This is a genomic window from Microbacterium elymi, assembly GCF_021582895.2.
GTDB classification, from domain to species: domain Bacteria; phylum Actinomycetota; class Actinomycetes; order Actinomycetales; family Microbacteriaceae; genus Microbacterium; species Microbacterium humicola.
Map to the genome: position 1 here is coordinate 2,469,623 of NZ_CP091139.2, position 26,693 is coordinate 2,496,315.

Genomic DNA, 26,693 nt, shown 5'->3' on the forward strand with positions numbered 1-26,693 from the left:
TTCCGGCCGGACGAGTTCAATCGCCCGTACGTGCCGACGGCGGGGTGAGCGCCACGGGCGCCGGGCGGACTACGGCCGCCCGGCGTTGGCCGCGGCCAGCAGCCCGTCGATCATCTCGGGCGTGACGGCATCGCCGGCGACCATCGAGATGCGACCGATGGGGAAGGACGCCATCATCTTCTCCATCGAGACGCCCTCGGGCATGATCGAATCCATCCCCTCGAGCCCAGAGGTCAGCTTGCGCCACCGCGCCCTGCAGGAGCGGACCGGCGATCGGGTGGCCCATCACCTCGGCCAGCGACGACTCGCGGGTCAGCGGCAGCACGAGCGCGTCACCGTCGACGGGGACCGTCACGGACGAGCGGATGTCGCGGCTCGACGCCGCGACGTCGACGGAATAGCTGCCGCCCTCGACGACCCAGCCGGCGACCCGGCCGTCCCAGTAGGCGAGGTCGTCCCGCCGCACCGTCAGCACCACCTCGCGCGCCTCGGCGGGCTCCAGGTGCACGGACGCGAACGCCTTCAGCTCGCGGACCGGACGCTGCACGGCGCCGCCGGGCAGCGAGGTGTAGACCTGCACCACCTCGCGGCCGGCACGGTCGCCGGTGTTGGCGACCGTGACCCGCACCTCGATGTCGCCGGCCGCATTCACGGTTGCTGCGGCATCCCGGTACGCGAACGTCGTGTACGAGAGGCCATGACCGAACGGGAACGCCACGTCCAGCTGCCGGGCGTCGTACCACCGGTAGCCGACGAACAGACCCTCGCCGTAGCGCACGTGCGAGAACTCGCCGGGGAAGGACAGATACGCGGGGGAGTCGCTCAGCCGCTGCGGAATCGTCTCGGCGAGCCTGCCCGAGGGGTTCACGTCGCCGAACAGCACGTCGGCGGTCGCGCCGCCGCCGGCCTGGCCGAGCAGCCAGCCTTCCAGGATCGCGGGCACGCGCGCGGCGAACGGCAGCGCCACGACGCCGCCGTTGGAGAGCACGACGACCGTGTTCGGGTTGACGGCCAGCACGGCCTCGACCAGGGCGAGCTGATCGACGGGCAGGTCGATGTCGTCGCGGTCGTAGCCCTCCGACTCCAGCCGCGCCGGAAGGCCCAGGAACAGCACGGCCACGTCGGCGGCGGATGCCGCGGCCACGGCCTCGTCCCGGAGGACGGCGGTCTCGTCGGCGGTCGGGTTCACGGCCAGGCTGAACCCGGCCGCATACGCGACGTCACCGGTCGCGGCGGCGCGGATCTCATCGAGCGCGTTGTCCAGACGGGTCGGGCTGATCATCGACGACCCGGCACCCTGATAGCGGGGATGCTCGGCGAACGCGCCGATCACGGCCAGGCGCGCGTCCCGGGCCAGCGGCAGCACCCCGCCCTCGTTGCGCAGCAGCACGATCGAGCGCCCGGCCGCCTCGCGGGCGAGCGCGTGGTGCGCGTCGACGTCCAGCGGCCCGGCGATCCGGCCGGCGCCGGCCTGCACCTTGCGCACCAGCTCGGTCACGCGGCCGGCCGCGACATCCAGCACGCCCTCATCGAGTGAGCCGTCGCGCACCGCGGCGACGATCTGCGCGTCCGTGCGACCGCCCGAGGCCGGCATCTCCAGGTCGAGACCGGCCTGAAGCGCCGGGACCCGCTCGTTGACCGCACCCCAGTCCGAGACGACGAGGCCCTCGAAGCCCCACTCGTCCCGCAGCACCTGCGTGAGCAGCCACGGGTCCTCGGACGCGTACACGCCGTTGATCCGGTTGTAGGAGCACATCACGGTCCAGGGCTGCGCGTCCTGCACCACCCGCTGGAATCCGCGCAGGTAGACCTCGCGCAGCGGCCGCTCGTCGACGTCGCTCGAGGCGCGCATCCGGTCGCTCTCCTGGTTGTTGGCCGCGAAGTGCTTCAGCGACGTGCCCACACCCTTCGACTGGATGCCGGTCACCAGCGCCGCCCCCAGTACGCCCGAGATGATCGGGTCCTCACTGAGGTACTCGAAGTTGCGGCCGCACAGCGGGGAGCGCTTGATGTTCACGCCGGGGCCCAGCAGCACGCCGACGTTCTCGATCGCGGTCTCGGTGCCCAGCGCCTGTCCGACCCGCTCGACGAGCTCGACGTCCCACGACGAGCCGAGGGCCGCCGCGGGCGGGAAGCAGGTCGCCGGCACGCTCTGGCCGAGACCGAGGTGGTCGCCGCCCTCGGCCTGCTTGCGCAGCCCGTGCGGACCGTCGGTCAGCATGATCGACGGGATGCCGGCGTGCTCGACCGATTTCGTGTGCCAGAAGTCCCGGCCGCTGGTCAGCGACGCCTTCTCTTCGAGGGTGAGGTCGGTCGGGTCGGTGTCGGTCATTGCGATTCCTTCTTCTGATGGGTCAGTTCGTGGCCGGCGCGGTGCTCGTGCTGCGGTGCAGGAACCAGACCGGACGGCCGTAGTCGGAGCGGATCAGCGGCCAGAACGCCCACCACATCAGCAGCGCGGCTGAGGCTCCGGCGGCGAGCCCCACCACGGTGTCACTGAGCCAGTGTGCGTTGATCAGGGTGCGCTGCCAGATCATCCCGATCATGAGCAGTGCGCCGATGATCCACCATGTCCGGCGGGCGATATGGCGACTCGCGGGGATGAGGGCGGCGATGCCGAACACGAGCGCCCCAGCGGTCACGGCGTGCCCAGAAGGAAACGATCCGTGGTCGACCTGGAATAGAGGGGCGTACAGTCCGAGGGCGGCATCGGCGGCCGGCCGCGGCCGGTCGACGAGGTTCTTCATCGTCTGTGCGAACAGCAGGGCCCCCACCAGCGAGGTCGAGAGGAAGAACAGCATCGAGCGCCAGCGCCCCATGATCGCCAGTGCCGCCGGGATGACGATCATCGTGAGGATCGCGCCGCCGATCTGGCCGAGTTCCTGGAACAGCATCGGCAGCGCGGTGCGGTAGAGGCCGCTGTCGGGGGATGCGCCGATCACGCCGCGCCACCAGTCGTCCAGCGGCTGCGTGAACGGCGAGCCCGGGTTCACCGCGATCAGCACACCCATCAGGGCGAAGGCCGCGAACAGGCCGATCGACCACCACAGCAGCGCCATCCGCCGCGGCGGTATCTGCGCGCGCGCCGGAGCCGGAGTCTGTGCCGACGCCACGGCTAACGGACCGCCTTGATCGGCCACACCGCGAACGCACCCAGAATGCTCAGCACGATACCGACCGGGAAGAGCCCGGCGTAGCCGAACGTGAGCACGATGGCCCCGGCAACACCCGGCGCCAGGGTCTGTGGCAGGGTGGCGGCGATGTTGACCACGCCGAGGTCCTTCGCGAACGACTTCGCCGACGGCAGCACCTCGCTCACCAACGCCGTGTCCACGGCCTGGAACATGCCGAAGCCGAGTCCGGCGACCAGCGTCATGATCATCCACGACCCGAGGGTCGGCGACACCCAGGGGAACACCAGTGCCGCACCCGTGACGATCGACGAGATGAAGACGAAGATCTTGCGCCGTCCGAGCTTGTCGGACAGCGGGCCCGACACGACCGTGGCGAGCAGGATTCCGGCGAGGCTGATGATGCCCAGCAGCGGGATCACGGTCTGAGGCTCGCTGACGCCGAGATAGTCGGTGAGGATGAACAGCTGAAACCCGGTGACCGCGAAGTAGCCGGTGTAGAGCAGGAGTCGTCCGGTGAACGCCCAGAAGAAGTCGGGGTGCCGACGCGGGCTCACCCAGAACGTGCGCAGGAAGTCGCCCATCCGGAACGGCTCGGCCGGCATCTCCTTGGAGGAGTAGTCCGGGTTGAAGACGACGAACAGGGTCAGGGCCACCAGCGAGAAGGCGGCGAAGAAGAGGTAGCCGACCGCAAGGCTGTTGAAGAACAGCGAGCCGATGATCTGTCCGCCCAGCGCGCCCACCATCAGGCCGATCCCGGACAGCGCGGCGAACGTGCCGCGGCGGGAGAGGGGGACGCGGTCGGGCATGATCGCGCTCAGCGGGCCCTGGGCGAAGTTGTAGCAGACCTGGACGAGCACCCATGCGATGGCCACGCCCACGATGCTGTTCGCGAACGCGAGGCCCACCAGCGAGAGCCCGCCTGCCAGCACACCCAGGACGATCCAGGGTGTGCGTCGGCCGAAGCGCGAGCGCGTGCGGTCGGAGAGCTGACCGGCGATCGGCTTGCGCGAGCATGGCCGCGAACGCGCTGATCGTCATGACGATGGCCAGGTTGGCGACCTTCCGCACCGGGTCGGGGTCCAGCAGCGTGATCCGCTCGCGGCAGGATGCCGGGGACCGCGCCCCAGATCAGGAAGATGCCCAGGTTCGCGGGGATGATCCATCCCAGCAGACGCCGGACGCCCTTGATGGGTGCGGGCGGATCCTGGTTGCCCGTGGCCTCCTCGATGAAGGCGGTGGGGACGGGCTCGACGGCGGGCGGGAAGGCGGGTGGGTCTGACGGCATTGTCATGGTGGTTCCTTCGGGGGATCGGCCGCGATGATGAGGCCGGTAGCGAAAACGGTAAGGCATTCGGTATTGAAAAGCAAGCACGATTCGGTTTAGGGTCGGGACATGGCTCAGCGAGGTGCGTATGCGAAGGGCGTCGCCAAGCGCGAGGAGATCCTCGACACGGCGCTGGAGGTCATTGCGCGCGAAGGCTACGCCGGCGCATCGGTGCAGAAACTGGCGGCGGCGGTGCAGTTGAGCCCCGCCGGGCTTGCGCATTACTTCGGCACCAAGGACGAGCTGTTCACCGAGATCCTGCGCAAGCGCGATGAGCTCGACTTCGCGACCTACCGGGCCGAGACCGACGTCGATCCGGCCCGCGTCTTCCTTCGGGTGATGCGCCACAACGCCGAGGTGCCGGGGTTGGTCGAGCTCTACACCCGGCTGCATGCCCAGGCCAGCGACCCCGACCATCCCGCGCACTGCTTCTTCGCCGAACGCCGCGCGAGCATGCGCGCGCTGTTCGGTGACATCATCGAAGCGGACGCACGCGCCGGACGCTATCCGGCCGACCTGGACACTGCCTCGGTCGGCCTTCTGGTCACCGCCGCCGCAGACGGGCTGCAGACGCTGTGGCTGCAGGACCCGACGATCGACATGGCGGCCGAGCTCGAGCGCCTGCTCGCGGCTCTCGGCATCCTCCCCCACGAACGGAGCACCACCCCATGAGCGCACCCACCGCCGACACCGCGACCGACCGGCCGCTGGTGACCCTCGACGTCGGCCAGGTCCGAGGGGTGTGGCGCGGCGCGTCCGCCGCATTCCTCGGCATCCCGTTCGCCGAGGCCCCCGTGGGTCCGCTGCGGTTCGAAGCCCCGGTGCCGATCGCCCCGTGGGAGGGGGTGCGGGATGCCTCAGCCTACGGCCCGACGCCGCAGCGCAAGCAGCTCGCCGAGATCACGCTCATCCCCGAGCCGTCGATCCCCGGCGAGTCCACGCTGAACGTCAACGTGTTCACCCCGGCGCCCGGCCGACCCGAGACGGCCCTCCCGGTGCTGGTGTGGATCCACGGCGGCGGCTTCACCGCCGGCTCGCCGGCCAGCCCCTGGTACGACGGACGGTCGTTCAACCGCGACGGCGTGGTGACGGTGTCGCTCTCCTACCGGCTGGGCTTCGACGGCTTCGGGGCGATCGAGGGAGCGCCCTCCAACCGCGGCGTGCGCGACTGGCTGCTGGGGCTGGAATGGGTGCAGTGCAACATCGCTGCGTTCGGCGGCGACCCGGGACGGGTCACGATCGCCGGGCAGTCCGCCGGCGGCGGCGCCGTGCTGACGCTGCTCGGGATGCCGGCGGCACAGCACCTGTTCCGCTCGGCGTGGTCGCTGTCCGGCGCCGTGGGCGATGTGCGCCCGGACCGCGCGAAGCGTTTCAGCGAAACGCTCGCAGAGCTCGCCGGCGTCGCGCCGACCCGCGACGGCTTCGCGTCGCTGCCCGAGACCCGCGTGCTCGAGCTGCAGGACGACGCGGCCAACCCCGACAAGCTCGACCCGATGGCCGGCATGCAGTCGATGCTCACGGACGGTCTGCCCTGGGGGCCGATGATCGACGGCGATCTCATCACCGAGCCCACGCTCGACTCGATCCGCAGCGGCATCGGCGGCGACAAGCCGCTCGTGCTCAGCGCGGCCGACGACGAGTTCACGATGGCCACCGACGGCGCCAAGGGCAAGCTGCGGTTCATCCCGCCGTCGATCCTGCTGCGCCGGATGATCCCCGACCGCGCCGTCCGCCGGGCCTATCTGGCGGCCAACGGGCCGCAGCGCCGCAAGGGCACCGCGGCCGTCCTCGGCCGGTTCGCGACCGACACCCTCTTCCGGGCGCCGCTGGCGCGCGTCGCCGACGCCCGCGGATCGCGCCCGACCTGGGTGAGCCGGTTCTCCTGGGCGTCGCCGAAGTTCGGCTGGGCCGTGCACTGCATCGACGTGCCGTTCTGGTTCGACTGCCTCGACGCCGAGAAGGTCGACGTCCTCGCCGGCGACGATCCGCCCCAGGCGCTGGCAGACGCGCTGCACGGGGCCGCGGTGGCGTTCGTCCGCGAGGGCGCCCCGGGCTGGCGGCCCTGGTCGGAGTCGGCCGGCGCCACGCGCATGTTCGGGGGAGCGGCATCCGCCCCCGACGTGCTCCCCGACGGCTACGCCTCCGTCCGCCCGCTCGCCGGCTGAACGGCCCGGCGGCAGCCCGGCGCCGGCGGAGTAGCGTCGGGATCATGAACCTGTCCGCCGCGCTCGGCATCGAGCATCCCATCGTCCTCGGCCCGTTCGGCGGGCTGTCCTCGGTCGCGCTGGTGGCCGCGGTCAGCGACGCCGGCGGGCTCGGCTCGTACGGACTGTACGGATACGCGCCCGATCGCATCCGCGACACCATCGCCCAGCTCCGCGCCGCCACGCGGCAAGCCGTTCGCGGTGAACCTCTGGCTGCCGACCGGCGACGAGGTGACGCCCGGCGAGGTCGATCTGTCGGACGCGGCCGCCGCCGTCGCGCCGATCTTCGCCGAGCTCGGCGTGCCGGTCCCGCCGCTGCCCGGAACGGTTCCTCCCGCCGGTGGACGAGCAGCTGGATGCCGTGCTCGAGGCCGCGCCGGCCGTGCTCAGCGTGGTCTACGGCGTGCCGTCGGCCGAGCTGGTGGCGGGCGCGCACGCGCGCGGCATCCGGATCACCGGGACCGTGACCACGGTCGCCGAGGCGGTGGCGATGGATGCCGCGGGGGTCGACGCGATCGTGGCCAGCGGCGCCGAGGCCGCCGGGCACCGGGTGTCGTTCCTCGCCCCGGCCGAGGAGTCTCTGATCGGCACGTTCGCGCTCGTGCCGCAGGTGGTCGACGCCGTCTCGGCGCCGGTGATCGCCGCCGGAGGCATCGCCGACCGGCGTGGGGTCGCCGCCGCGTTCGCCCTCGGAGCAGCCGGCGTGCAGGTGGGCACGGCGTTCCTGCGCACCCGGCAGTCCGCGGCATCCGACGCGCACCGCGCCGCCATCGCGGCGGCCGCCGACACGACCACCGTGCTCACCCGGGCGATGAGCGGACGGCTGGCCCGCGGCATCCCGAACCAGGCGGTGCGCACGATCGAGCAGAACGGGGCGATTGCGCCGTTCCCCGCGCAGAACTGGCTGACCGGGCAGTTCCGCGCCGAGGCCGGCCGGCGCGGGCTCGGCGCGTTCGCCTCGCTGTGGGCCGGACAGTCCGCGGCCCTGGCGACCCGCACCGAAGCCGACGAGGTGTTCGCCGAGCTTGCGCGCGGGCTGCCCGCCTGATCACGACGCGCGCGAGCGGAACCAGCGCCGGCGTGTCGGGGCCGCTGCCGCCGCAGCGGCCTGCGCGGCCGCCGCGCGCTGCGCGCGCTCGGTGCGCCGCCGGTGCCACGCCGCGATCTCGGCCTCGACGTCGCGGGTCGCGGTCACCACCGGCGGACCGCCCTGCAGCTGGCGCCGCGCATGGATGACCCGGGTGTTGAAGTCCTCGAGTGCCTCGCGCACGTCCTGCTCGCGACGCAGCTCGTCCAGCGTCTGCTCCAGCCGCTCGCTCTCCACGCGCAGGGTGAGTGCGGGCGGGCCGAGGCCGCCCAGCTGCTCGGTCTGGATCTTGCGCCGGATCCACCAGTCCGGGTCGTGATGGTCGGTCAGTCCCTCGAGCGGCTTGCCGGCGCCGGGCAGGTCGTCGAACTCGCCACGCCGGATCGCCTGCTGGATGCTCGTCTCCACGTACGCCCACCGCTGCTGCTCGTTCATCGTGCGCGGCGTGGCGGTCTGCTCGGGCTCGTCGCCGTGGAGTTCGGGATGCTCGAGCCGCTCGCGTTCCTGCTGATAGCGCGCGGCGGCCTCGCGGGGATCTTCGGTCATGCGGCACCTCCGTGTCTTCGAGCCTACGACCGGTCGCGGACGACGCGCGCGGCGTGAGCGCTCCCAGCGGGTAGAATCGGCCCGCGTGGCGCACCCGAAGCCCACCCCGCACCCTCCCTTCAGAAAGACATCCCCATGGCACGCATCCCCTCTCCGGCACCCAGCACGCCCTCCGGGCGGGCGACTACGAGGCGGTGATCGCCGGGGTCGGAGCATCCCTGCGGACGCTGACCCACGCCGGCCGCGACCTGGTGCTGCCCTTCGACCCGGACGAAGTGCGTCCGGGACACCGCGGCGCGACCCTGGTCCCCTGGCCGAATCGCGTCGTCGACGGCCGGTACACGTTCGACGGCGCCGAGCTCGAGCTCGCCCTCACCGAGCCCGCGCGCGGCCACGCACTGCACGGACTGGGGTCGTGGATCGAGTTCGTCGCGGTCGCCAAGGGCCCCAGCCACGTCACCCTCGAAGGGGTCATCGAGGCGCAGAAGGGCTACCCGTGGCGCATGGTCGTGCGCACCACCTTCACGCTCGACGCCGACGGGCTGACCCAGTCGGTGTCGGTGGTCAACGAGTCCGAGCAGCCGGCGCCGTGGGGCACGTCCGCGCACCCGTACCTCGTGGCCGGTGCCGGCGGTGTCGACGACTGGACGCTCGAGCTGCCCGCGGCCGAGGTGCTGCGCGTGGCCGGGGACCGGATGATCCCGGCCGGGCTGGCGACGGTGGATGCCGAGGACCCGGCGCGCTTCGACTTCCGTGCGCCGCGGCCGCTGGTCGGCGTTCAGCTGGACCACGCGTTCACCGGGCTGACTGCGGACGCCGACGACGCGATCACCGCGCGGGTGACGGCCGCCGACGGCACCGGGGTGGAGATGGTGTGGGACGCCGAGTGCCCCTGGGTGCAGGTGTTCACCTCGGACCAGCCCGGCGGCACCGCCGACCCCGCCCACCGGGCCGGGGTCGCGCTGGAGCCGATGACGTGCGCGCCGGACGCGTTCAACGACGACGCCTACCCGTACGACACCGGGCTGGCGGTCGTCGAGCCCGGCGAGACCGCCACCGCAAGCTGGAGGATCGCCGCGATCGTCTGACCCGGGATCAGTCGTCGCCGCCTGATCCGGCCGGGCATCGGCGGTGATCGGCGACGGCTACGCTGAGAGCAGGAAGTCGGGCAGCCGCGGGGAGAGTCAGTGGCGGACAGCAAGGGTGAGGGCGCGGCCCGGCGCGCCTGGCCGTCCCGGCGCCCGAAGCGGGCGACGGTCTCGGACATGGTGGCGGAGGGGCTGTACGTCGCGTCGGCGGCGACCAGACTCGCGCTGAAGAACCGCATCCTCGTCGAGACGATCAGCCTCGGCGAGGACTTCGACGTGGAGCGGTTCATGCCCGCGGCGCGCGAGACGCTGCTGGGTGGCAGCCGAGGCCGAGGAGGACGCCCGTCGGGTCGAGGCCGCGCGCAGGCGCGCCAGCCGCCGGCACAGCGACTCCTACGGCACGCACGACTACCGCAGCCGGGATGTGCGCAATCTGCGCAGGCGCCAGCATCAGTCCGAGCGGGTCGCGGCCAAGCTGCGCGAGCGCGCCGAGGATCCGGAGGAGCTGCGCATCCTGGTCGAAGGAGCGCGCGAGGCCGCCTGGTCGGATGTCGAGCGCAACATCGATCGCACGCTGCGCATCGAGGCGGCGCGCCCCGATCTCGAGCCGGACTACGACAAGCTGCGCGAGGCGCGGATGCAGTCGCTGCGTCTGGTCGACCTGCCGCGGCTGGCCGCCCACCGGCGCCGCAACGCCGAGGGCGCGTCCGGCGAGCAGGACGAGCCGGTCGCGACGGATGCCCCGGCCCGGGCCGCCGGCGTCGACCTCTCCGAACTGGAGTAGGCCGGGGGTGCCGCGCGGATTCGCACCGGCGCCGTCCGTCGGTTAGGATTGACGACGGTGCGCATCAGTGTGCACGAGCGCTCGTAGCTCAATGGATAGAGCATCTGACTACGGATCAGAAGGTTGGGGGTTCGAGTCCCTTCGAGCGCACACTGCGTTGAGACAGTGCCTGGCCCCGGTTCTTCGGAACCGGGGCCATTGTCTTTCCCACGGCCGATCGAAGGCGGGTGCCGCTCACTCCGGCGCGTCGCTGACGCCCAGCGGACGCAAGCGCGGGCGGCTCGGTGGTGGGCTGCGCGATCGTGTCGACCTCGACGCCGACCTCGTCCAGTCGTCCGGAAAGGCGGGCCACGGCCTCGTCGAACTGCGTCTGCAGGGCCGCGATCGCGGCGTCGGCGTCGCCGGCGCGCAGCGCGTCGACCAGCGCGCGATAGGTGGGGGAGACATCCCGCCGCACGGTGTACTCATCGCTGGTGCTGAAGCTCGCGATGCGCGTCTCGATCGCGAGCGTCGCGATGTACTGCGACAGCCGCCGGTTGCCGGATGCCTCGACCAGGCGCCGGTGGAACACCAGATCCGCATCGCCGATGGCGCGGGCATCATCGCCGGCGCTGACGCGCACCAGTTCGGCGAGGGCGGCGTCGATGTCGCCCAGCACCGATGCATCGGCCTGGCGGACGATCAGCCGGATCGCTTCGAACTCGACCGCCGCACGCGCGTCGTACAGATCCTGCAGATGCTCGGACCCGATGACGCTCACCCGCAGCCCGCGCCCGGGCGTCGCCGTCAGCAGGCCTTCCTGCACCAGCCGTTGCGCGGCCTCCCGCAGCGGGCTGCGGCTCACGCCCAGCCTGCGACGAGATCTCCACCTCGCCGATCGGGCTGCCCACGGCCAGCGCACCCGAGAAGATCGCGGTGCGCAGCTCGATCGCAATCAGGTCGACGGTCGAACTGCGCGGAACGGGGAACACGCTCCCCGAGCCGAGGGGCGCTTTCACTGCGGACATGGGTGCTCCTTCAACGTGCACGGTGGCGGCTGACCGTCGGCCGTCACTCCGGCATTCCGCTGAGTCCACGGTACCGGCGCACCCCAGCGGCGACCGTCATTGGCGAGGTCAGGATAACAACTCTGCATACAATCAGACAAATAGACGCTCAGATTGCACGACTGTCCACGAATCGGCATAAGGTTGTTGACGGCCATCACCCATTTCGGGCCGGGTCGCCAGGCACGCGCACCGCGCTGGCTGAGTGGTTCGCCCCGCACACCACCGAAAGAGGAAATGATGACGAAGCGTTCCACGCTCACCCGGATCGGGGTCGCCGGCGCGGGCGTCCTGGCTCTGACGATGCTCGCCGCCTGCAGCGGCGGCGGAGGATCCAGCGACTCGGACAGCGGAAAGAGCACGCTCGAGCAAGCTGAAGGCGAAGGGCTCGATCACGGTCGCAGTCGCGGACGAGCGCCCGTACTCCTGGAAGGAGGGCGGCGAGGCCAAGGGTGCGACGATCGCGATCGACAAGGAAATCTTCAAGGCCATCGGCATCGACGAGGTCAAGGTCGTCGAGGTCGACTGGAACTCGCTGATCCCCGGCCTGAACGCCGGTCGCTTCGACGCGGTCAGCGCCGGCATGTCGATCCTGCCCGACCGCTGCGCGCAGGCGGCGTTCGCCGACCCGGAGATCATGTACACGACCGGCCTGATGGTCGCCAAGGGCAATCCGCTCGGCCTTCAGACGCTCGATGACGTGAAGAAGGCGCAGGATGCCGGCAAGGACGTCAAGCTCGCGGTGCTCAACGGCGGCATCGAAGCCGGGTACGCCGACAGCCTGGGCCTGAAGGTGTCGCAGTCGGTCAAGGATGCGCAGAGCGGCATGGATGTCGTGGCCAACGGTCGCGCGGATGTGTTCGCCATGACCGCCATCTCGCTGAACTACATGGCCAAGAACAGCGGCAACGACAAGGTCGAGACCACTCCCGCGTTCGTGCAGAAGATCGACGGAGTCGAGCAGATCGGCGCCGGCACCGAGGTGTTCCGCAAGGGCGACACCGAGCTGCTGAAGGCCTACAACGAGCAACTGGACAAGATCACGAGCGACGAGGACACCTACCTCGGCCTGGTCGGCGAGTACGGATTCACCAAGGAGAACATGCCTCCGGCCGACCTGACCACCGAGCAGCTCTGCAAGGGCGACGAGGGCTGAGTCCTCTTGTCCGCTGATCTGCTGAGCGCCCTGCAGAGTGCGCTGCCGACGCTCGGCTCGGCGGTCCTGGTGACCGTCGAGCTGACCGTCGCGGGCGCCCTGCTGGCGGTGATCATCGCGATCGCTCTCGGCCTGATGGCGCGGCTGGAGAACATCGTGCTGCGCGGCATCGCCCGGGTGATCATCGAATTCTTCCGGGGCACCTCGCTGGTCGTCCAGCTGTTCTGGCTGTTCTTCGTGATGCCGATGTTCGGGGTCGAGTGGCCTCCGCTGCTGGTGGGCATCCTCGCCCTCGGCCTGAACTTCGGCGCCTATGGCGCAGAGGTCGTGCGCGGATCCATCAACTCGGTGCCCACCGGGCAGTGGGAGGCCACGACCGCGCTGAGCATGTCGCCGACGCAGCGGATGCCTGCGGGTCATCTTCCCGCAGGCGTGGGCGCTGATGATCCCGTCGCTGACCAACCTGCTCATCCAGCTGCTGAAGGCCACCGCGATCGTGAGCTTCATCACCCTCGCAGACCTCACGCACTGGATCGACAAGCTGCGCATCCAGACCGGCAGCACCTACTTCGCCTACGGCATCGGCCTGGTGATGTACTTCGTCGTCGCCTACCTGTTCACGCTCCTGATGAACGCGCTCGAGGTGCACGCGAAGCACAAGATCGGCCGCGGTCAGTCGCTTGCGCGAGGCGCTGAGCTTCCGCACCCGGCCGCCGGTCGATCCGGTCGCATCCAGCGCCGCCGATCTCGATGGGGAGCGTGTCCGATGACCGACCAGCCGATCTGGCAATGGGATCTCGCGTGGCAGGTCCTGCCCGACCTTCTCGTCGCGTTCTTGAAGGTCACGCTCGTCGTGACGGTGGTCAGCACCCTCATCGCCGCCGTCCTCGGGCTGATCATCGCCGTCGTGCGGCGCTCGGCCCGGCGCCGATCACCGGCATCGTGGGGTTCATCGTCAATTTCATCCGGATGACGCCCATCGTCGTGCAAGCTGATGTTCGCGTATTTCGCGTTCACCTCAATCGACCCGATGACCATCGGCATCGTGATCTTCGGCATCCACTATTCGACGTACATGTCCGAGGTATACCGCGCCGGCATCGAGGCGGTCCCCACCGGTCAGTGGGAGGCCAGCACGGCACTGTCGATGTCGCGCACGCGCACCTGGGTGGCCGTCATCATCCCGCAGGCGCTTCGCGCGACGGTCCCCGCGCTGGGCAATTACGCGATCTCGATGTTCAAGGACACTCCGTTCCTCGTCGCCATCGGCGTCGTCGAGCTCGTCCAGGCGGGACTCGAATTCGGTGGCAACCACTTCCGATACATCGAGGCGATCACCCTGTGCGGCGTGATCTTCCTCGTCGCGAGCTACCCCACCTCGCTGCTGGTGGGGCGATTGGAGAAGCGTCTTGCTTTCACGAACTGACACCGTGCCCGAGCCCGCCGCGGCGGGCGGAGCGTCGGCGGCGCCGGTGATCCGCTTCGACAACGTGCAGAAGCGGTTCGGCGACAACATCGTGCTCAATGACCTGAACTTCCAGGTGCAGAAGGGGGAGCGCGTCACGCTCATCGGGCCGAGCGGCTCGGGCAAGACGACCATCCTGCGCCTGGTGATGACCCTGGAAGAGGCCACCGGCGGCTACATCTACATCGACGGCGAGCCGCTCACGCACGAGCTTGCGCGGCGGCAAGCGGGTCGAGCTGAAGGAGAAGCACAAGAACGAGGTGCGCAAGCGCATCGGGATGGTGTTCCAGCAGTTCAACCTGTTCCCGAACATGACGGTGATGGAGAACATCATCGAGGCGCCGGTGCACGTGCTGAAGAAGCCGAAGGATGCCGCGAGGGCGCGTGCCCTCGAGCTGCTCGATCAGGTGGGACTGGCCGACAAGGCCGACGCGCACCCGCTCGAGCTGTCCGGCGGTCAGCAGCAGCGCGTGGCCATCGCCCGCGCCCTGGCGATGGATCCCGAGATCCTGCTGCTGGACGAGGTGACCAGCGCACTGGACCCCGAGATCGTCGGCGAGGTCCTCGGCATCCTCCGCCAGATCGCCCAGACGACCGACATCACCATGCTGATCGTCACCCACGAGATGCAGTTCGCCCGCGAGGTGTCCGATCGGGTGCTGATGTTCGACGGCGGGAAGATCGTCGAAGAGGCCGAGCCGGAGGTCATGTTCACCGAGCCGACCGAGCAGCGCACCCGCGACTTTCTGGCCGCCGTCCTGGGCGACTGAGTCACGACGCGGCGGACGCCCCGCGATCCAGCTGCGCGGCCAGCAGCGTCGAGCAGCTCGTACATCACGTGGCTGGCCGCGATGCCGGTCAGCTGGGCGTGATCGTAGGCCGGGGCCACCTCGACGATGTCGGCGCCGACGATGTTCGCGTCGCGCAGGCTCCGCACGCATCCGCAACGCTCGCGGCTGGTGAGGCCGCCGGCCTCCGGTGTGCCGGTGCCCGGCGCGTGCCCGGGATCGAGCACGTCGATGTCGATCGAGATGTACAGCGGCCGTTCGCCGATGCGGGTGCGCATGCGCTCGATCGCCGCGGCGGCGCCGTGCTCCTCCACATACTCACTGGAGACGATGGAGAAGCCCAGCCGCTCATCGTCGGTGAGGTCCTGCTTCGAGTACAGCGGTCCGCGGGTGCCGACGTGGCAGCTCGCGGTCAGATCGATCAGCCCCTCCTCGCTGGCGCGGCGGAACGGGGTGCCGTGCGTGACCGGGGCGCCGAAGTACGTGTCCCAGGTGTCCAGGTGCGCGTCGAAGTGCAGCACGGCCACCGGACCGTGCTTCTTGGCGACCGCCCGCAGAGCGGCAGGGCGATGGTGTGGTCGCCGCCGACGGTGACGATCCGCTGCACCCGTTCGCCCAGGGCCGTGGCCGCCCGCTCGATCTCGGCGACGGCATCGGCGATGTCGAACGGATTCACCGGGATGTCGCCGGCGTCGACGACTTGCGCGAGCGCGAACGGCGACACGTCCTGCGCCGGGTTGTACGGACGCAGCAGCCGCGACGACTCGCGCACGTGCGACGGGCCGAACCGTGCCCCCGGGCGATAGCTGACCCCGCTGTCGAACGGCACGCCCACCACGGCGATGTCCGCGTGCTCGACATCCTCGATCCGGGGGAGGCGGGCGAAGGTGGCGATGCCCGAGTAGCGGGGGTTGACGCTGGCATCGATGGGGCCGACGGGATCGGTCATGAGGGATTCCTTTCGTCGAGCACGGGTGCCGGGGCGCCCTGCGGGATGTGCACCAGTTGGACGCCGCCGGCCGCGAACGCGTCCGCGATCGCGGGGGCCACCTCGTCCGCGCCGGTGACACGGCGACCGGTCGCACCGAACGCGTCGGCCAGCGCGGCCCAGTCGGGCTGGACCAGGTCCACGCCGATCGGTGAGATCCCGCGGTCGGTCTCGTTCTGCTTGATCTCGGCGTAGCCGCCGTTGTCCACGCACACCACGACCAGGTCGAGCCGCTGCTCGACGGCGGTGACCAGCTCGTTCACGCAGAACATCAGCGCCCCGTCGCCGATGACGGTGGCCACGGGGCGGTCGTTCTGGGCGATCCGGGCGCCGATCGCCGCGGGTAGCCGTAGCCGAGCGTCGCGTACGTGGGTGTGTACAGCAGCGAGTGCGGGCGGTGCCGGCGCAGCACGTTCGCCAGGCCCAGGTAGATGATCTGGGAGGAGTCGCCGGCCACGATCGCGTGTTCCGGCAGCGCGTCCGCGATCACCCGGCTCAGGGCCACGGTCTCGGCAGCGACGCCTCGATCTCGGCGTCGATCGCCGCGCGGGCCGGCCCCAGATCCGGCACCGGCCGGTTCCGGCTCGGGCTCTCGCCGTCCGGCAGTGCGGCCAGCAGCGCCTCGACCACCGCGTCGCAGTCGCCGGTGATGCCCACGGTCGCGGTGAGGTTCTTGTCGGAGCTGGGCGGCGGCGACATCCACCCGGACGACCGCACCCCGCGCCGCCAGCGCCGGCGCCCACAGCTCGGCCTCGCCGAGCTTGGAGCCCAGCACGATCAGCACGTCCGCCTCCTCGGCGACCGCGCGCGCCGCCGCCAGCCGCAGATTCGAGCCCAGCGACAGCGGGTGATGCTCGTCCACCGTCGCCTTGCCGTTGAGGGTGGTCAGCACCGGCGCGCCCAGGCGCTCGGCCAGCCGGGTCACGGCATCCGCTGCCGCCGTCGCGCCGCCGCCGGCGACGATCACCGGGTCGTGGGATGCCGCGATCAGCGCGGCCGCCGCGCGCACCGCGTCCGGCTCCCCGCCCGCCGCGGCCGGCGCCGGCCGGGCTTCTCGTGCGGCCGCCGGCACGTCCGCGGGGGCCTCGAGCACGTCCAGCGGGATCTCGATGTGCACCGGTCGCGGCCGGCCGGTGCGGAACAGCGTGAACGCGTCGTGCACCGCGTCCACCGCCTCGGCGGCACTGGCCACGCGACGCGACCACTGGGCCACAGCCCCGGCCATGGCCGAGGCATCCTTCGTCTCGTGCAGGGTACCGCGGTCGCTGAACTCGTCGCCGCGCGCCACCCCCGGCGAGAGGACGATGAGCGGCCGCGACTCGCAGAACGCCGTGCCCACGGCGCTCATCGCGTTCTGCAGCTCGCGGGTCCGGACGTGGTGATCACCACGCCGGGCAGGCCCGTCTGCTTGCGCCCAGCCGTCGGCGCCGTACCCGGCGCCCTGCTCGTGCCGCGTGGTCACGGCGCGGATCCCGAGCTCGGCCAGCGGCCGGTACAGCTCGAGATTGTGCGTGCCGGGGATGCCGAACACGGTGGTGATCCCGTAGGCGCGCAGCGTCTGCAGGCACCGCCCGCCCGGCGGTGTCGGCGTACTGGTCGTCGCTCATCGCTCCCTCTCAGTCCGCCTGATGGCGCAGCTCGCCGTCGACCCACGTCTGCAGCACCCGGATGCCGCCGATGGCGGCACCGTCGACGGTGAGCGGGTCGTCCGAGAGCACGGCGAAGTCGGCGCACTTGCCGACCTCGAGCGAGCCCAGGTCGTCCTCACGGCCGAGCGAGACGGCGCCCTCGATGGTGTGCGCGCGCAGCGCGGCGCCGGCCGAGACCCGCAGCGTGTCCGGCCCGAGCGTGTGCCCGCGCCGGGTGAGGCGGGTCACGGCGGTCTGGATCGCCTCCAGCGGGATCGGCTCGGCGACCGGCGCATCGGACGAGATCGTGAACGGCACGCCCGCGGCGGCGAACTCGCCGAGCGGGTTGAAGCGCTCGCCCGGGGTGCCGATGGCCTCTTCGACCCCCTCGCCCCAGTTGTAGTAGTGCTGGGTCTGGTTCACCGGACGGATGCCGGAGGCCGCCATCCGCCGGATCTGCTCGGGCGTGGGCAGACCGCAGTGCTCGATGCGGTGCCGCGCATCCAGGTCGGGGCGGTCGGCCAGCGCCTCCTCGATCGCCGAGATCACCATCTCGATCGCGGTGGGCGACTGCGCGTGCGTGGCGGTCTGCAGACCGGCCGCATGCGCCCTGCGGACGAGTGCGGTGTACTCGGCGGGCTCGTGGTACAGCTGCCCGGTGCGGCACGGGTCGCCGACGTAGCCGTCGGGGAAGTACGCGGTCCAGCCGCCGAGCGTCCCGTCGGCGTACAGCTTGATGCCGGCGAAGCTCAGGTACGCGTTGCCGAACTGGCCGACCAGGCCCATCTCCAGTGCGTCGTCCAGCAGGTGCGAGAGCAGGTACATCGACACCCGCAGCGGCAGGCCGCCCGTCTCGGCGAGCCGCAGGTACATGTCGAACTCGCGGCGGGTGACCTGGCAGTCGCCGAGTGCGGTGACGCCGCCCGCGAGGAAGCGCCGGGTCGCGGCATCCAGCTGACGCAGGTGCTCGGCGGGCTCGTCGGCGAGGTGGAAGTTCGGCCCGTGATGGCCGATCTTCACTCCGTGGACCCCGGTGAGGATGTTGCACGCGGCATCCGACAGCTCGCCGGTCAGCTCGCCGTCGGAGTCGCGGAAGAACTCGCCGCCGGCCGGGTTCGGGGTGTCCCGGGTGACGCCGTTGCGCGCGAGCGTGAAGGAGTTCACCACGCCGCCGTGGCCGGAGGCGTTCATCAGGTACACCTCGCGGTCGGCGGCGACCTGGTCCAGTTCGAACCGGGTGGGATGCCGCTTCTCGGCCAGGTTGCGCTGCTCGTACCCGTAGCCGCGCACCGGGCGCCCGGCCGGCAGCTCGGCCGCGGCGGCCGTCAGCAACGCGACGATCTCGGGGATGTTGCCGGCCTTCTCCGGCCCGCAGTCCACCCAGGTCATCATCTGGCCGTACATCAGCGGGTGCGCGTGCGCGTCGACGAAGCCCGGCACCACCACTGCGTCGCCGAGGTCGACGTGCTCGGGCTGCAGACCCCGCCGGGCCGCGGCATCCCGGCATTCGTCGAGGGTGCCGACGGCGAGGATCCGGCCGCGTTCGAACAGCATCGCCGTGGCGGTGGCATCGCCGGCGTCGACGGTGCGGATGGTGCGCGCGGTGACGATGCGCGGCGCCGCCTGGGCGGAGACGTCGAACGGGACGAGCTTCCTCATCGGGGGATCCTTTACGCGGTGCGGTGGGTGGTGGTGTCCAGCCGGGGCGTGAACGAATCGGTCACCGGAGCCTCGTCGGAGTGCTGCGGGGCCAGCTTCGTGCACACGGCGGCGAGGGCGGCCATGGCGGTGAACATCACGATCACCGACCAGATGCTGCCGGTCCAGGCCACCAGCTGCGTGGCGAACCACGGCGAGAAGCCGGCCCAGATCGCCGCGCCCACGCCGTAGGCCAGCGCGACCGAGGTGTAGCGGGCCTGCGGACGGAACATCTGGGTGAGGATCGTGGCCAGAGGGGCGTACGTCGCGCTCATGGTGACCCGGATCAGCGAGGCGAGCAGGAAGATGAGCGGCTCGATGCGCCCGGGCATCACCAGCAGGAACGGCGCGAACACGAGCACCGAGGTGCCCAGGCCCAGATACATCACGGTCTTGCGGCCCCACTTGTCGCCGAGCCAGGCGATCGGCAGCGTCACCAGGAACTCGATGAACGAGGCGATGGTCATCGCATCCAGGATCACTCCCTCGTCCAGTTTGATCGGCGCGCCCACCGCGTAGGCGGTCGCGAACGTGGTGGCCAGGTAGTAGCCGCCGGTGGAGATCGGCAGCAGGCCGATGCCGAGCAGGATCGGCTTCCAGTTCACCCGCAGCGCGAACGCGAGCGGCATGGCCTGCTTGCGACCCTCGACCTTGGTCTCGAACACCTCGGTCTCTTCGACCCGGTAGCGCACCCAGATGCCGACGCCGATCAGCACGATCGAGAGCAGGAACGGGATGCGCCAGCCGCCGTTCATGATGAAGTCGTCGCCGCCGAAGCGGGCCATCAGGGCGAAGATGCCGGTGGCCAGCAGGGCGCCGGCCGGGTTGCCCAGCTGGGTGAATCCGCCGTAGAACGTCTTGTGCTTGGCGGGGGCGCTCTCCACGCTCATCAGGGCCGCGCCGCCCCACTCGCCGCCGACGGCCAGGCCCTGCACCGCGCGCAGCGTGACCAGCAGGATCGGCGCCCAGATGCCGATGGTGCCGTAGGTGGGCAGCACGCCGACGAGCACCGTGGCGGTGCCCATCGCGAGCAGGGTGATCACCAGCGACAGGCGCCGGCCGAGCTTGTCGCCGATGTGCCCGAACAGGATGCCGCCGAACGGACGGACGATGAAGGCCACCGCGAACGTCGCGAATGCGGCGGCCGTCTCGGCGATGGGATCGCTGCTGGGGAAGAACAGCGGGCCTAGGACCAGCGCCGCGGCGGTCGCGTAGACGTAGAAGTCGTACCACTCGATCGTGGTGCCCACGAACGCGGCGATGCCCGCGCGCCGGGCTCTGCTGTGAATGGAAGGCATGACCGCTCCTTTGCGGATGGGGTGTGGATAGCGAGGATGCTATGCCCGTCCGCAGCGTCCGGCAAGGGTGAAACGTCGGCCGCGAGCGGTCGCGTACAGAGGGATTGTTCCCAGAATCGTGCGTTTGTCTGGCATGCGTCATGTTCTGCTGCTCATCGGCTAGTGTTCTGTACATGCTCGCCGTCGTTCGCGGGTATCTCGGAAACCGTCGGAAAGGACCGCCCATGGACTTCGACGTCGACCTCGTCCGCGCCCTGCAGCAGGACGGCCGGGCGAGCATCCAGACCCTCGCCCAGGCGCTCGGGCAGCCGCGCGCCGCGGTGTCGGCGCGGCTGCGCGCGCTGCTCGGCGACGGCACGGTCCGGGTCGTGGCCGCGGTCGACCCGGGCTTCCTCGGCCAGCACGTGCTGGCGCACGTCTCGATCCGCACCGGCGGGCCGGTCGAGCCGGCGGCCGAGCATTTGCGCGGGTCGCCCGAGACGGTGCTGGTCTCGGGCGTGGGCGGGGCGCACGACCTCGTGACCGAGGTGCGGCTCGGGTCGATGGCGGCACTGCACGAGCTGCTGGCGCGCATCCGCGGCATCCCCCACGTCGTCGACATCAACACGCTGATCTACGAGACCGTGATCAAGGGGTTCTTCGTTTCGCACTACCGCGGTGACGTCACGATCGACGAGATCGACAGCGCGCTGATCGAGCATCTGCAGCGCGACGGGCGCAAGAGCTATCGGGCACTCGGCGAGGCGGTGCGGCTCTCGCCGTCGGCGGTGGCCACGCGCGTGCAGCGACTGACCGACGCGGGGGTGATCAGCATCAGCGCGGTCGAGGCGCGCGGGCTCGCACATCGCCAGCTGTCGCTGGGCGTCGGGCTGAACCTGTCCGGCGACGACGACGAGGTCGTCGAGGCGCTGCGCGGGTGGCCGGGCGTCGACTTCGCCGCCCGGACCATCGGCAGGTTCGACATCGTCGCCACACTCGTCGAGCCCTCGGCCGGAGCCCTGCACGCGAGCCTGGAGCGGCTGCGGGCGCTGCCCGGCGTCGCGCGGACCGAGGCGTGGTTCCACCTCACCGTGCTCAAGGAGGACTACGCCCGCACTCTGCACCCGGTGCGGCTTGCACTGAGGCACGGGGCGGCGCGGGTGCGAGGCGCGGTGCGAGGCGCGGGCGGGGCATCGCCGGGCGCACGTCCGCCGGCTCACCTGTCGCTGTTGGGCGCACCATCCCTCGCCTGCCTGCAACGGCGACAGATGAATGCACCCGCCGCGCCACCGCGCGCATCACCACCGCGCGGCGCCGCGCGCTTCAGGACGCTGAGTCGATCCGCCGTCCGATCCGGCGTAGGATCGTCAAACCCGAACTCCGGTCAGTTTCAGCAAGGATGCCGATGCCCGTCGACCCCGTGACGCCCGCGCGCGTCGCCGCCGCCGCCGTCTCCGCTCCCCGCCGTCCCCGCGCCCCGCTGCCGGCGCGCGCCTGGGTCGTCGTAGTGGTGGTCGGGCTGGTCGGCCAGCTCGCCTGGACCGTCGAGAACATGTACCTGAACGTGTTCGTGTACGACACGATCTCGACCGATCCGACCGTGATCGCCCTCCTCGTCGCGTTCTCGGCGATCGCGGCGACCCTGGCCACGATGCTCATCGGCGCGGCATCCGACCGAGTGCGCCGCCGACGTCCGTTCATCGCGGTCGGCTACGTGCTCTGGGGCATCACCACGGCGATGTTCGGGTTCGTCGAGCCGGCGGGCGGACCGGATGCCGCGCAGAGCGTCGGCCTCGCGGTGGTGGCGATCATCGTCCTGGACTGCGTGATGTCGTTCTTCGGCTCGGGCGCGAACGACGCCGCGTTCAATGCGTGGGTGACCGAGTCGACCGTTCCCGCCAACCGCGGCCGGGTCGACGGGGTGCTGGCCATCATGCCCCTGATGGGCATGCTCATCGTGTTCGGGGCGCTCGACCCGCTGACCCGCGACGGCCAGTGGAAGCTGTTCTTCGGCCTGGTCGGCGTGGTCACCGCGGTGGTCGGCGTGATCGCCTGGTTCCTGGTGCGCGAGCCGGCCGCCACCCGCACTCCGCCGGACGGCTACTTCGCCGCCGTGGTCAACGGCCTGAAGCCCCGCACGGTGCGCGCGAACCCGCGGCTGTACCTGCTGCTGGCGGCCTGGGCGGTCATCGGCACCAGCACGCAGGTGTTCATCCCGTACCTGATCATCTACATCCAGCGGTATCTGCGCATCGAGGGGTACGCCCTCGTGCTGGCCAGCGTCCTCATCCTCGCGGCCGTGATCAGCGTGCTCGGCGGCCGGGTGATCGACCGCATCGGGAAGGTGCGCGCCATCATCCCCGCGACCGTGTTCATGATCGCCGGGCTGGTCGGCATGTTCTTCGTGCGCGAGATGCTCCCGGTGATCGTGTTCGGCACCATCATGATGGGCGGATTCATGCTCTCCACCGCGGCGCTGTCGGCGAGCGTGCGCGATGTCACCCCGGTCGAGCGCGTGGGCATGGTGCAGGGGCTTGCGGATGATCGCGATGGTCCTCATCCCGATGGTGGCCGGCCCCTTCATCGGCGCGGCGGTGATCGTCGGGGCGAACGAGACCTACGTCGACCTCGGCATCGTCAAGCAGGTGCCGACGCCGTGGATCTTCCTGGCCGCCGCCGCCGTCGCGGTGTTCGTCGTGATCCCGGTCCTGCTGCTGCGCCGGGCGCCGGCGCCGGCCCTCGAGGACGTCGCGGTATGACGATGCTCACCCGCTGGGGCCGGACACTGGACGCCGCGGCCCCGCTGCCCGAGTACCCGCGCCCCAGCTTGCGGCGCGAGGCCTGGCAGAACCTCAACGGCCGGTGGCAGTACGCGATCACCCCGTTCGGCGGCTCGGACCCGCTCGCGGTCGCCGATCCGACGCAGGCGCCGCCCGACTGGGACGGCCCGATCACCGTGCCGTTCTCGCCCGAGACCGTCCTGTCCGGAGTGCGAGCGGATGCTCGAGCCCGACGAATCGCTCTGGTATCGACGCACCTTCACGGTCGATCCCGCCGCCGACGAGCGGGTGCTGCTGCACTTCGGCGCGGTCGACCAGAGCTGTCGCGTCGCGGTCGACGGGACGGAGGTCGGCGGCCACACCGGCGGGTACCTGCCGTTCACGCTCGATGTCACCGCGGCGCTCGCCGACCGCCAGGGGCACGAGCACGAGCTGATCGTCGCCGTGCGCGACGTGACGGATGCCGCGTGGCTGGCCCGCGGCAAGCAGTCCCGCCGCCGCGGGGGCATCTGGTACACCCCGCAATCCGGCATCTGGCAGACGGTCTGGCTCGAGACCGTACCGCGGATCGCGGTCGACGCGCTCGTGCTCACCCGCAGCTGGAGGACGGGATGCTGGAGGTCGAGATCGGCAGCGAGCATGCACCGGCCGGGGCCGAGGCCGAGGTGCGGATCCTGGCGGACGGCGACGTCGCGGCATCCGTTGCCGTGCCCGTGGGCGCACCCACCCGAATCCCGCTGCCGCGCCCGATCCGCCCCTGGTCGCCGGATGACCCGTTCCTCTACGACGTCGAGGTGACGCTCGGCGCCGACCGGGTGCTCTCATACGTCGGCATGCGGTCGTTCGGGGTCGGCCGTGACGCCCGCGGCGTGCCGCGGCTCGCTGCTGAACGGCGAGCCGCATCTGCCGGTCGGGCTGCTCGACCAGGGCTACTGGCCCGACGGCGGATACACCGCACCCTCCGACGAGGCGCTGGAATACGACATCCGGCTGGCCCAGCGGATGGGTTACACGATGCCTGCGCAAGCACATCAAGGTCGAGCCGATGCGCTGGTACCACCACTGCGACCGGCTCGGCATGCTGGTCTGGCAGGACGCGGTCAACGGCGGCACCGCCTACGCGCCGCAGATCATCACCGCTCCCGCGTTCGGGGCGCCCGCGATCTCGGACCGACGCCATCGCGCGTTCGGGCGCGCCGACGAGCGCGGCCGGGAGCAGTTCGAGCACGAGCTGGCCGAGATGATCGCGCACCTGCGCTCGGTGCCGTCGCTCTCGCTGTGGGTGCCGTTCAACGAAGGCTGGGGACAGTTCGACGCGGCCCGGATCGCCGAGCTGGTGCGCCGCCTCGATCCCACCCGGCCGATCGACCACGCCAGCGGCTGGCACGATCAGGGCGCCGGCGACCTGCAGAGCCGGCACATCTACTTCCGGCCGGTGCGGGTGCCGCGCCGGCGCGACGAGCGCGTGCTCGCGGTCACCGAGTACGGCGGATACAGCCTGGCCGTTCCCGGACACGGCTGGGGGCCGCGCACGTTCGGCTACCGCCGCTACCGCACCCGCGCCCGCCTGCAGGATGCGCTGGTCCGTCTGCACCAGCGCGAGATCGAACCCGCCGTGCGGCGGGGCCTGGCCGCGCTCGTCTACACCCAGCTGGCGGATGTCGAAGACGAGGACAACGGCCTGGTCACCTACGACCGGCGGTTCGTGAAAGTGGACGAGCAGGTCCTGCGCGGCGTGAACGACGCGCTGCGGGCGGCCGCCGGCGGCCCGTCCGCCGTCGAACCCGTCCGCGTCGGAGGAGGATCCCGATGACCGCCCGTGAGCTCGTCGCGCCCGTCTCGCTCACCGGCCCCGACGGCCGGCTCAACCCCGACGCGGTCGGCTGGGCGCGGCATCCGCTCGTCGACACCGGCGGGATCGGCGCCGGCCCGCGCGCCGTCCCCACCGCGTGGGGCCGCAACAAGCGCTGGGAGTACTGGGGTGTGGTCACCCCCACGCATCTGCTCGCCCTGACGGTGTCGTCCATCGACTACGCCGCCGTGCACGAGGTCTGGATCTTCGACCGCGAGACGCGGCGCTCGTGGCACCGCGGCGCGACCGTGCTGCCGGCCCGCGGGGTCACGCTGCCGCCCAGATCGGATGCCGGACCCGCCCGCGCCCGCGCGAAAGACCTCGAGATCGACGTCGAGCCGTCGCGGGAGCGGCGGGACGAGGCGGCGACGTCGGTCCGCCTGCGCGCGCGGATCCCGGGCGCCGGGTTCGACCTCACCGTCACGCGCCCGGACGGCCACGAGTGCCTCGCCGTGGTCGTGCCGTTGCGTGACACCCGCTTCCAGTACACGGTGAAGGATGTCGCCCTCCCGGCCTCCGGGACCGTCACCACGGACGGCACCGTGCACGAGGTGCCCGCCGGGGCCTCGTGGGCCGTGCTCGACCACGGCCGCGGCCGGTGGCCGTACGACGTGCGCTGGAACTGGGGCGCCGGATCCGGCGTCTCGGGCGGGCGGACCATCGGGGTGCAGGTCGGCGGACAGTGGACCGACGGCACCGGACAGACCGAGAACGGGCTGGTCGTGGACGGCGTGCTGCACAAGATCCACGACGAGCTGGTGTGGGACTACGACCCGGCCGATCACCTGCGACCCTGGCACATCCACGGGGGCGGGCTGACGGCATCCTTCACCCCCTTCCACGACAAGCAGAGCCGCACGAACCTGCTCGTCCTGGCCAGCCGCACCGATCAGTGCTTCGGCACCTGGGCGGGCAGCTTCACCACCGCGCAGGGCGAGCGGATCGCGTTCGACGGCATCGAGGGGTGGGCCGAGGATGTGCACAACCGCTGGTGAGTCCTCGGCTGAAGTCGTGCCCGGCATGTGATCACGCTGCCGGCGATCCGCGGCATCCATAATTCATCACATGATGAACAATGCGGTGGAGATCCGCCGGCTGCGGGTGCGGCGCGGCCGGACCACCGTCTTCGACGGCCTCGACCTGGACCTCCCCGCCGGGATGGTGACCGGCCTGCTCGGCCCGTCCGGCGGCGGCAAGACGACGCTGATGCGCGCGATCGTGGGCGTGCAGAAGATCGACGCCGGCAGCGTCCGGGTGTTCGATCAGCCGGCGGGATCCCGCGGCCTGCGCACCCGCGTCGCGTACGACACGCAGGCCGCGTCGGTGTACGACGATCTCACCGTGGCGCAGAACCTGCGCTACTTCGCCCGTCTGGTCGGCGCCGGGCGCGGCGAGGTCGACCGGGTCATCGCCGAGGTCGGGCTCGAGCCCCAGGCCTCCCAGCTGATCGCGTCGCTGTCCGGCGGCGAGCGGGGACGCGTCTCGCTGGCCACCGCGATGCTGGGCACGCCCGAGCTCGTGGTGCTCGACGAGCCGACGGTGGGCCTGGACCCGGTGCTGCGCGAGAGCCTCTGGCGGGTCTTCCGTCAGCTGGCCGATGCCGGGGCGACGCTGCTGGTGTCCAGCCACGTCATGGACGAGGCCGTGCGCCTGCGACCAGATCGTGCTGGTGCACACCGGTCGCGTGCTGGCCCAGACCACCCCGGCGCAGCTGCTCGCCGAGACCGGGGCCTCCGACCCCGACACGGCGTTCCTGCGGCTGATCGAGCGGGACGCGCGGGCCCATCCGCACCTGCGCCGCGAGACGCACCGAGACCACGAGGCCGCATCATGAGGATGCTCGCCACT

23 protein-coding genes, 1 tRNA gene and 6 pseudogenes are annotated in these 26,693 nt (G+C 71.1%); 20 read left to right on the plus strand and 10 right to left on the minus strand.

All coding sequences use genetic code 11. The features are described from left to right. Positions 1–69: 69 nt before the first annotated feature. From L2X98_RS13405 to L2X98_RS13415, 3 genes and pseudogenes are all read right to left on the minus strand, one after another. Positions 70–2,332, minus strand: a pseudogene (locus tag L2X98_RS13405) (glycoside hydrolase family 3 C-terminal domain-containing protein). A gap of 22 nt (positions 2,333–2,354) precedes the next feature. Further along, positions 2,355–3,059, minus strand: coding sequence for a phosphatase PAP2 family protein (locus tag L2X98_RS13410; RefSeq protein WP_259611239.1), 705 nt, complete (start codon positions 3,057–3,059; stop codon positions 2,355–2,357). 56 nt (positions 3,060–3,115) lie between these two features. Next, positions 3,116–4,132 carry an MFS transporter gene (locus tag L2X98_RS13415; protein ID WP_354003058.1) on the minus strand — a complete coding sequence of 339 codons (1,017 nt, stop codon included), beginning with the start codon at positions 4,130–4,132 and terminating at the stop codon, positions 3,116–3,118. A 14-nt stretch (positions 4,133–4,146) separates the two neighbouring features. Here L2X98_RS13415 and L2X98_RS13420 point away from each other — a divergent pair, with 14 nt between their 5' ends. The 5 genes from L2X98_RS13420 (at position 4,147) to L2X98_RS21285 (ending at position 7,710) form a co-directional block, all read left to right on the plus strand. Next, complete coding sequence (locus L2X98_RS13420; protein ID WP_259611240.1) at positions 4,147–4,413, plus strand: hypothetical protein; 267 nt, start codon at positions 4,147–4,149, stop codon at positions 4,411–4,413. A 114-nt stretch (positions 4,414–4,527) separates the two neighbouring features. Next, a complete protein-coding gene (locus tag L2X98_RS13425; protein WP_259611241.1) occupies positions 4,528–5,130 on the plus strand; it encodes a TetR/AcrR family transcriptional regulator in 603 nt (200 codons plus the stop codon). Next, the gene (locus L2X98_RS13430) at positions 5,127–6,623 is read left to right on the plus strand and encodes a carboxylesterase/lipase family protein (RefSeq protein WP_259611242.1); all 1,497 of its coding nucleotides are present in this window, start codon (positions 5,127–5,129) and stop codon (positions 6,621–6,623) included. Before L2X98_RS13425 ends, L2X98_RS13430 begins: the two co-directional genes overlap by 4 nt. A 44-nt stretch (positions 6,624–6,667) precedes the next feature. Next, complete coding sequence (locus L2X98_RS21280; protein WP_354002783.1) at positions 6,668–7,129, plus strand: nitronate monooxygenase; 462 nt, start codon at positions 6,668–6,670, stop codon at positions 7,127–7,129. Continuing rightward, the gene (locus tag L2X98_RS21285; RefSeq protein ID WP_354003059.1) at positions 7,066–7,710 is read left to right on the plus strand and encodes an NAD(P)H-dependent flavin oxidoreductase; all 645 of its coding nucleotides are present in this window, start codon (positions 7,066–7,068) and stop codon (positions 7,708–7,710) included. Before L2X98_RS21280 ends, L2X98_RS21285 begins: the two co-directional genes overlap by 64 nt. Here the strand turns inward: L2X98_RS21285 and L2X98_RS13440 are convergent, their stop codons facing one another. Continuing rightward, positions 7,711–8,295: a DnaJ family domain-containing protein gene (locus L2X98_RS13440; RefSeq protein ID WP_259611243.1), complete on the minus strand. Its 585-nt coding sequence runs from the start codon at positions 8,293–8,295 to the stop codon at positions 7,711–7,713. 146 nt (positions 8,296–8,441) lie between these two features. Between L2X98_RS13440 and L2X98_RS13445 the strand changes: the two are divergent. From L2X98_RS13445 to L2X98_RS13455, 3 genes and pseudogenes are all read left to right on the plus strand, one after another. Beyond that, positions 8,442–9,383 (plus strand): annotated as a pseudogene (locus tag L2X98_RS13445) (aldose 1-epimerase family protein); the annotation flags it as partial. Between the two features lie 316 nt (positions 9,384–9,699). Beyond that, entirely contained in the window at positions 9,700–10,167 is a 468-nt protein-coding gene (locus tag L2X98_RS13450; RefSeq protein ID WP_259611244.1) for an asparagine synthase, read from the plus strand. Between the two features lie 77 nt (positions 10,168–10,244). Further along, positions 10,245–10,317, plus strand: a tRNA-Arg gene (locus tag L2X98_RS13455). On the opposite strand, the gene L2X98_RS13460 is transcribed toward L2X98_RS13455, so the two are convergent. Further along, on the minus strand, positions 10,283–11,011 hold the full coding sequence (locus L2X98_RS13460; RefSeq protein WP_259611245.1) for a GntR family transcriptional regulator: 729 nt from the start codon (positions 11,009–11,011) through the stop codon (positions 10,283–10,285). The two genes, L2X98_RS13455 and L2X98_RS13460, sit on opposite strands and share 35 nt — an antisense overlap. A gap of 593 nt (positions 11,012–11,604) precedes the next feature. On the opposite strand from L2X98_RS13460, the gene L2X98_RS13465 reads away from it, so the two are divergent. The 5 genes and pseudogenes from L2X98_RS13465 (at position 11,605) to ehuA (ending at position 14,604) form a co-directional block, all read left to right on the plus strand. Beyond that, positions 11,605–12,369, plus strand: a complete 765-nt coding sequence (locus tag L2X98_RS13465) for a transporter substrate-binding domain-containing protein (RefSeq protein ID WP_259613330.1) — start codon at positions 11,605–11,607, stop codon at positions 12,367–12,369. 6 nt (positions 12,370–12,375) lie between these two features. After that, positions 12,376–13,065 carry an amino acid ABC transporter permease gene (locus tag L2X98_RS13470; RefSeq protein ID WP_354002784.1) on the plus strand — a complete coding sequence of 230 codons (690 nt, stop codon included), beginning with the start codon at positions 12,376–12,378 and terminating at the stop codon, positions 13,063–13,065. Between the two features lie 70 nt (positions 13,066–13,135). Beyond that, positions 13,136–13,342, plus strand: a complete 207-nt coding sequence (locus L2X98_RS21290) for a hypothetical protein (protein ID WP_354002785.1) — start codon at positions 13,136–13,138, stop codon at positions 13,340–13,342. 21 nt (positions 13,343–13,363) lie between these two features. Then, a complete protein-coding gene (locus tag L2X98_RS13475) occupies positions 13,364–13,795 on the plus strand; it encodes an amino acid ABC transporter permease (protein ID WP_354002786.1) in 432 nt (143 codons plus the stop codon). 64 nt (positions 13,796–13,859) lie between these two features. After that, positions 13,860–14,604: pseudogene (gene ehuA, locus L2X98_RS13480) on the plus strand (ectoine/hydroxyectoine ABC transporter ATP-binding protein EhuA). A gap of 35 nt (positions 14,605–14,639) precedes the next feature. On the opposite strand, the pseudogene speB reads toward ehuA, so the two are convergent. From speB to L2X98_RS13505, 5 genes and pseudogenes are all read right to left on the minus strand, one after another. After that, positions 14,640–15,571, minus strand: a pseudogene (gene speB, locus L2X98_RS13485) (agmatinase); the annotation flags it as partial. After that, a complete protein-coding gene (locus L2X98_RS13490) occupies positions 15,568–15,912 on the minus strand; it encodes a thiamine pyrophosphate-dependent enzyme (RefSeq protein ID WP_259611246.1) in 345 nt (114 codons plus the stop codon). The gene L2X98_RS13490 and the pseudogene speB, both read right to left, overlap by 4 nt. Continuing rightward, entirely contained in the window at positions 15,882–17,141 is a 1,260-nt protein-coding gene (locus L2X98_RS13495; RefSeq protein WP_259611247.1) for a thiamine pyrophosphate-binding protein, read from the minus strand. Before L2X98_RS13495 ends, L2X98_RS13490 begins: the two co-directional genes overlap by 31 nt. 85 nt (positions 17,142–17,226) lie before the next feature. Further along, positions 17,227–18,897 carry an amidohydrolase gene (locus tag L2X98_RS13500; RefSeq protein WP_259611248.1) on the minus strand — a complete coding sequence of 557 codons (1,671 nt, stop codon included), beginning with the start codon at positions 18,895–18,897 and terminating at the stop codon, positions 17,227–17,229. A gap of 11 nt (positions 18,898–18,908) precedes the next feature. After that, complete coding sequence (locus L2X98_RS13505) at positions 18,909–20,234, minus strand: MFS transporter (RefSeq protein ID WP_259611249.1); 1,326 nt, start codon at positions 20,232–20,234, stop codon at positions 18,909–18,911. 224 nt (positions 20,235–20,458) lie between these two features. On the opposite strand from L2X98_RS13505, the gene L2X98_RS13510 reads away from it, so the two are divergent. From L2X98_RS13510 to L2X98_RS22370, 7 genes and pseudogenes are all read left to right on the plus strand, one after another. Then, entirely contained in the window at positions 20,459–21,637 is a 1,179-nt protein-coding gene (locus tag L2X98_RS13510) for an Lrp/AsnC family transcriptional regulator (protein WP_259611250.1), read from the plus strand. Positions 21,638–21,765: 128 nt separating this feature from the next. Beyond that, positions 21,766–22,692, plus strand: a pseudogene (locus L2X98_RS13515) (MFS transporter); the annotation flags it as partial. A gap of 520 nt (positions 22,693–23,212) precedes the next feature. Beyond that, positions 23,213–23,791, plus strand: a complete 579-nt coding sequence (locus tag L2X98_RS13520; protein ID WP_259613331.1) for a glycosyl hydrolase 2 galactose-binding domain-containing protein — start codon at positions 23,213–23,215, stop codon at positions 23,789–23,791. A gap of 280 nt (positions 23,792–24,071) precedes the next feature. After that, a complete protein-coding gene (locus L2X98_RS13525; protein WP_259611251.1) occupies positions 24,072–24,806 on the plus strand; it encodes a glycoside hydrolase family 2 protein in 735 nt (244 codons plus the stop codon). Further along, the gene (locus L2X98_RS13530) at positions 24,803–25,840 is read left to right on the plus strand and encodes a DUF2804 domain-containing protein (RefSeq protein WP_259611252.1); all 1,038 of its coding nucleotides are present in this window, start codon (positions 24,803–24,805) and stop codon (positions 25,838–25,840) included. Before L2X98_RS13525 ends, L2X98_RS13530 begins: the two co-directional genes overlap by 4 nt. A gap of 163 nt (positions 25,841–26,003) precedes the next feature. Continuing rightward, a pseudogene (locus L2X98_RS22365) lies at positions 26,004–26,414 on the plus strand (ATP-binding cassette domain-containing protein); the annotation flags it as partial. A 94-nt stretch (positions 26,415–26,508) separates the two neighbouring features. After that, a complete protein-coding gene (locus tag L2X98_RS22370; protein WP_435526201.1) occupies positions 26,509–26,679 on the plus strand; it encodes a hypothetical protein in 171 nt (56 codons plus the stop codon). The last annotated feature ends 14 nt before the right edge of the window (positions 26,680–26,693 follow it).

Coding starts and splice junctions, on each gene's coding strand:
- L2X98_RS21290 (WP_354002785.1), top strand. CDS start 13,136: ATGACCGACCAGCCGATCTGGCAATGGGATCTCGCGTGGCAGGTCCTG.
- L2X98_RS13525 (WP_259611251.1), top strand. CDS start 24,072: ATGCTGGTCTGGCAGGACGCGGTCAACGGCGGCACCGCCTACGCGCCG.
- L2X98_RS13410 (WP_259611239.1), bottom strand. CDS start 3,059: ATGGCGCTGCTGTGGTGGTCGATCGGCCTGTTCGCGGCCTTCGCCCTG.
- L2X98_RS13500 (WP_259611248.1), bottom strand. CDS start 18,897: ATGAGGAAGCTCGTCCCGTTCGACGTCTCCGCCCAGGCGGCGCCGCGC.
- L2X98_RS13425 (WP_259611241.1), top strand. CDS start 4,528: ATGGCTCAGCGAGGTGCGTATGCGAAGGGCGTCGCCAAGCGCGAGGAG.
- L2X98_RS13530 (WP_259611252.1), top strand. CDS start 24,803: ATGACCGCCCGTGAGCTCGTCGCGCCCGTCTCGCTCACCGGCCCCGAC.
- L2X98_RS13440 (WP_259611243.1), bottom strand. CDS start 8,295: ATGACCGAAGATCCCCGCGAGGCCGCCGCGCGCTATCAGCAGGAACGC.
- L2X98_RS13510 (WP_259611250.1), top strand. CDS start 20,459: ATGGACTTCGACGTCGACCTCGTCCGCGCCCTGCAGCAGGACGGCCGG.
- L2X98_RS13430 (WP_259611242.1), top strand. CDS start 5,127: ATGAGCGCACCCACCGCCGACACCGCGACCGACCGGCCGCTGGTGACC.
- L2X98_RS21280 (WP_354002783.1), top strand. CDS start 6,668: ATGAACCTGTCCGCCGCGCTCGGCATCGAGCATCCCATCGTCCTCGGC.
- L2X98_RS13505 (WP_259611249.1), bottom strand. CDS start 20,234: ATGCCTTCCATTCACAGCAGAGCCCGGCGCGCGGGCATCGCCGCGTTC.
- L2X98_RS13475 (WP_354002786.1), top strand. CDS start 13,364: ATGTTCGCGTATTTCGCGTTCACCTCAATCGACCCGATGACCATCGGC.
- L2X98_RS13420 (WP_259611240.1), top strand. CDS start 4,147: ATGGCCGCGAACGCGCTGATCGTCATGACGATGGCCAGGTTGGCGACC.
- L2X98_RS13520 (WP_259613331.1), top strand. CDS start 23,213: ATGCTCGAGCCCGACGAATCGCTCTGGTATCGACGCACCTTCACGGTC.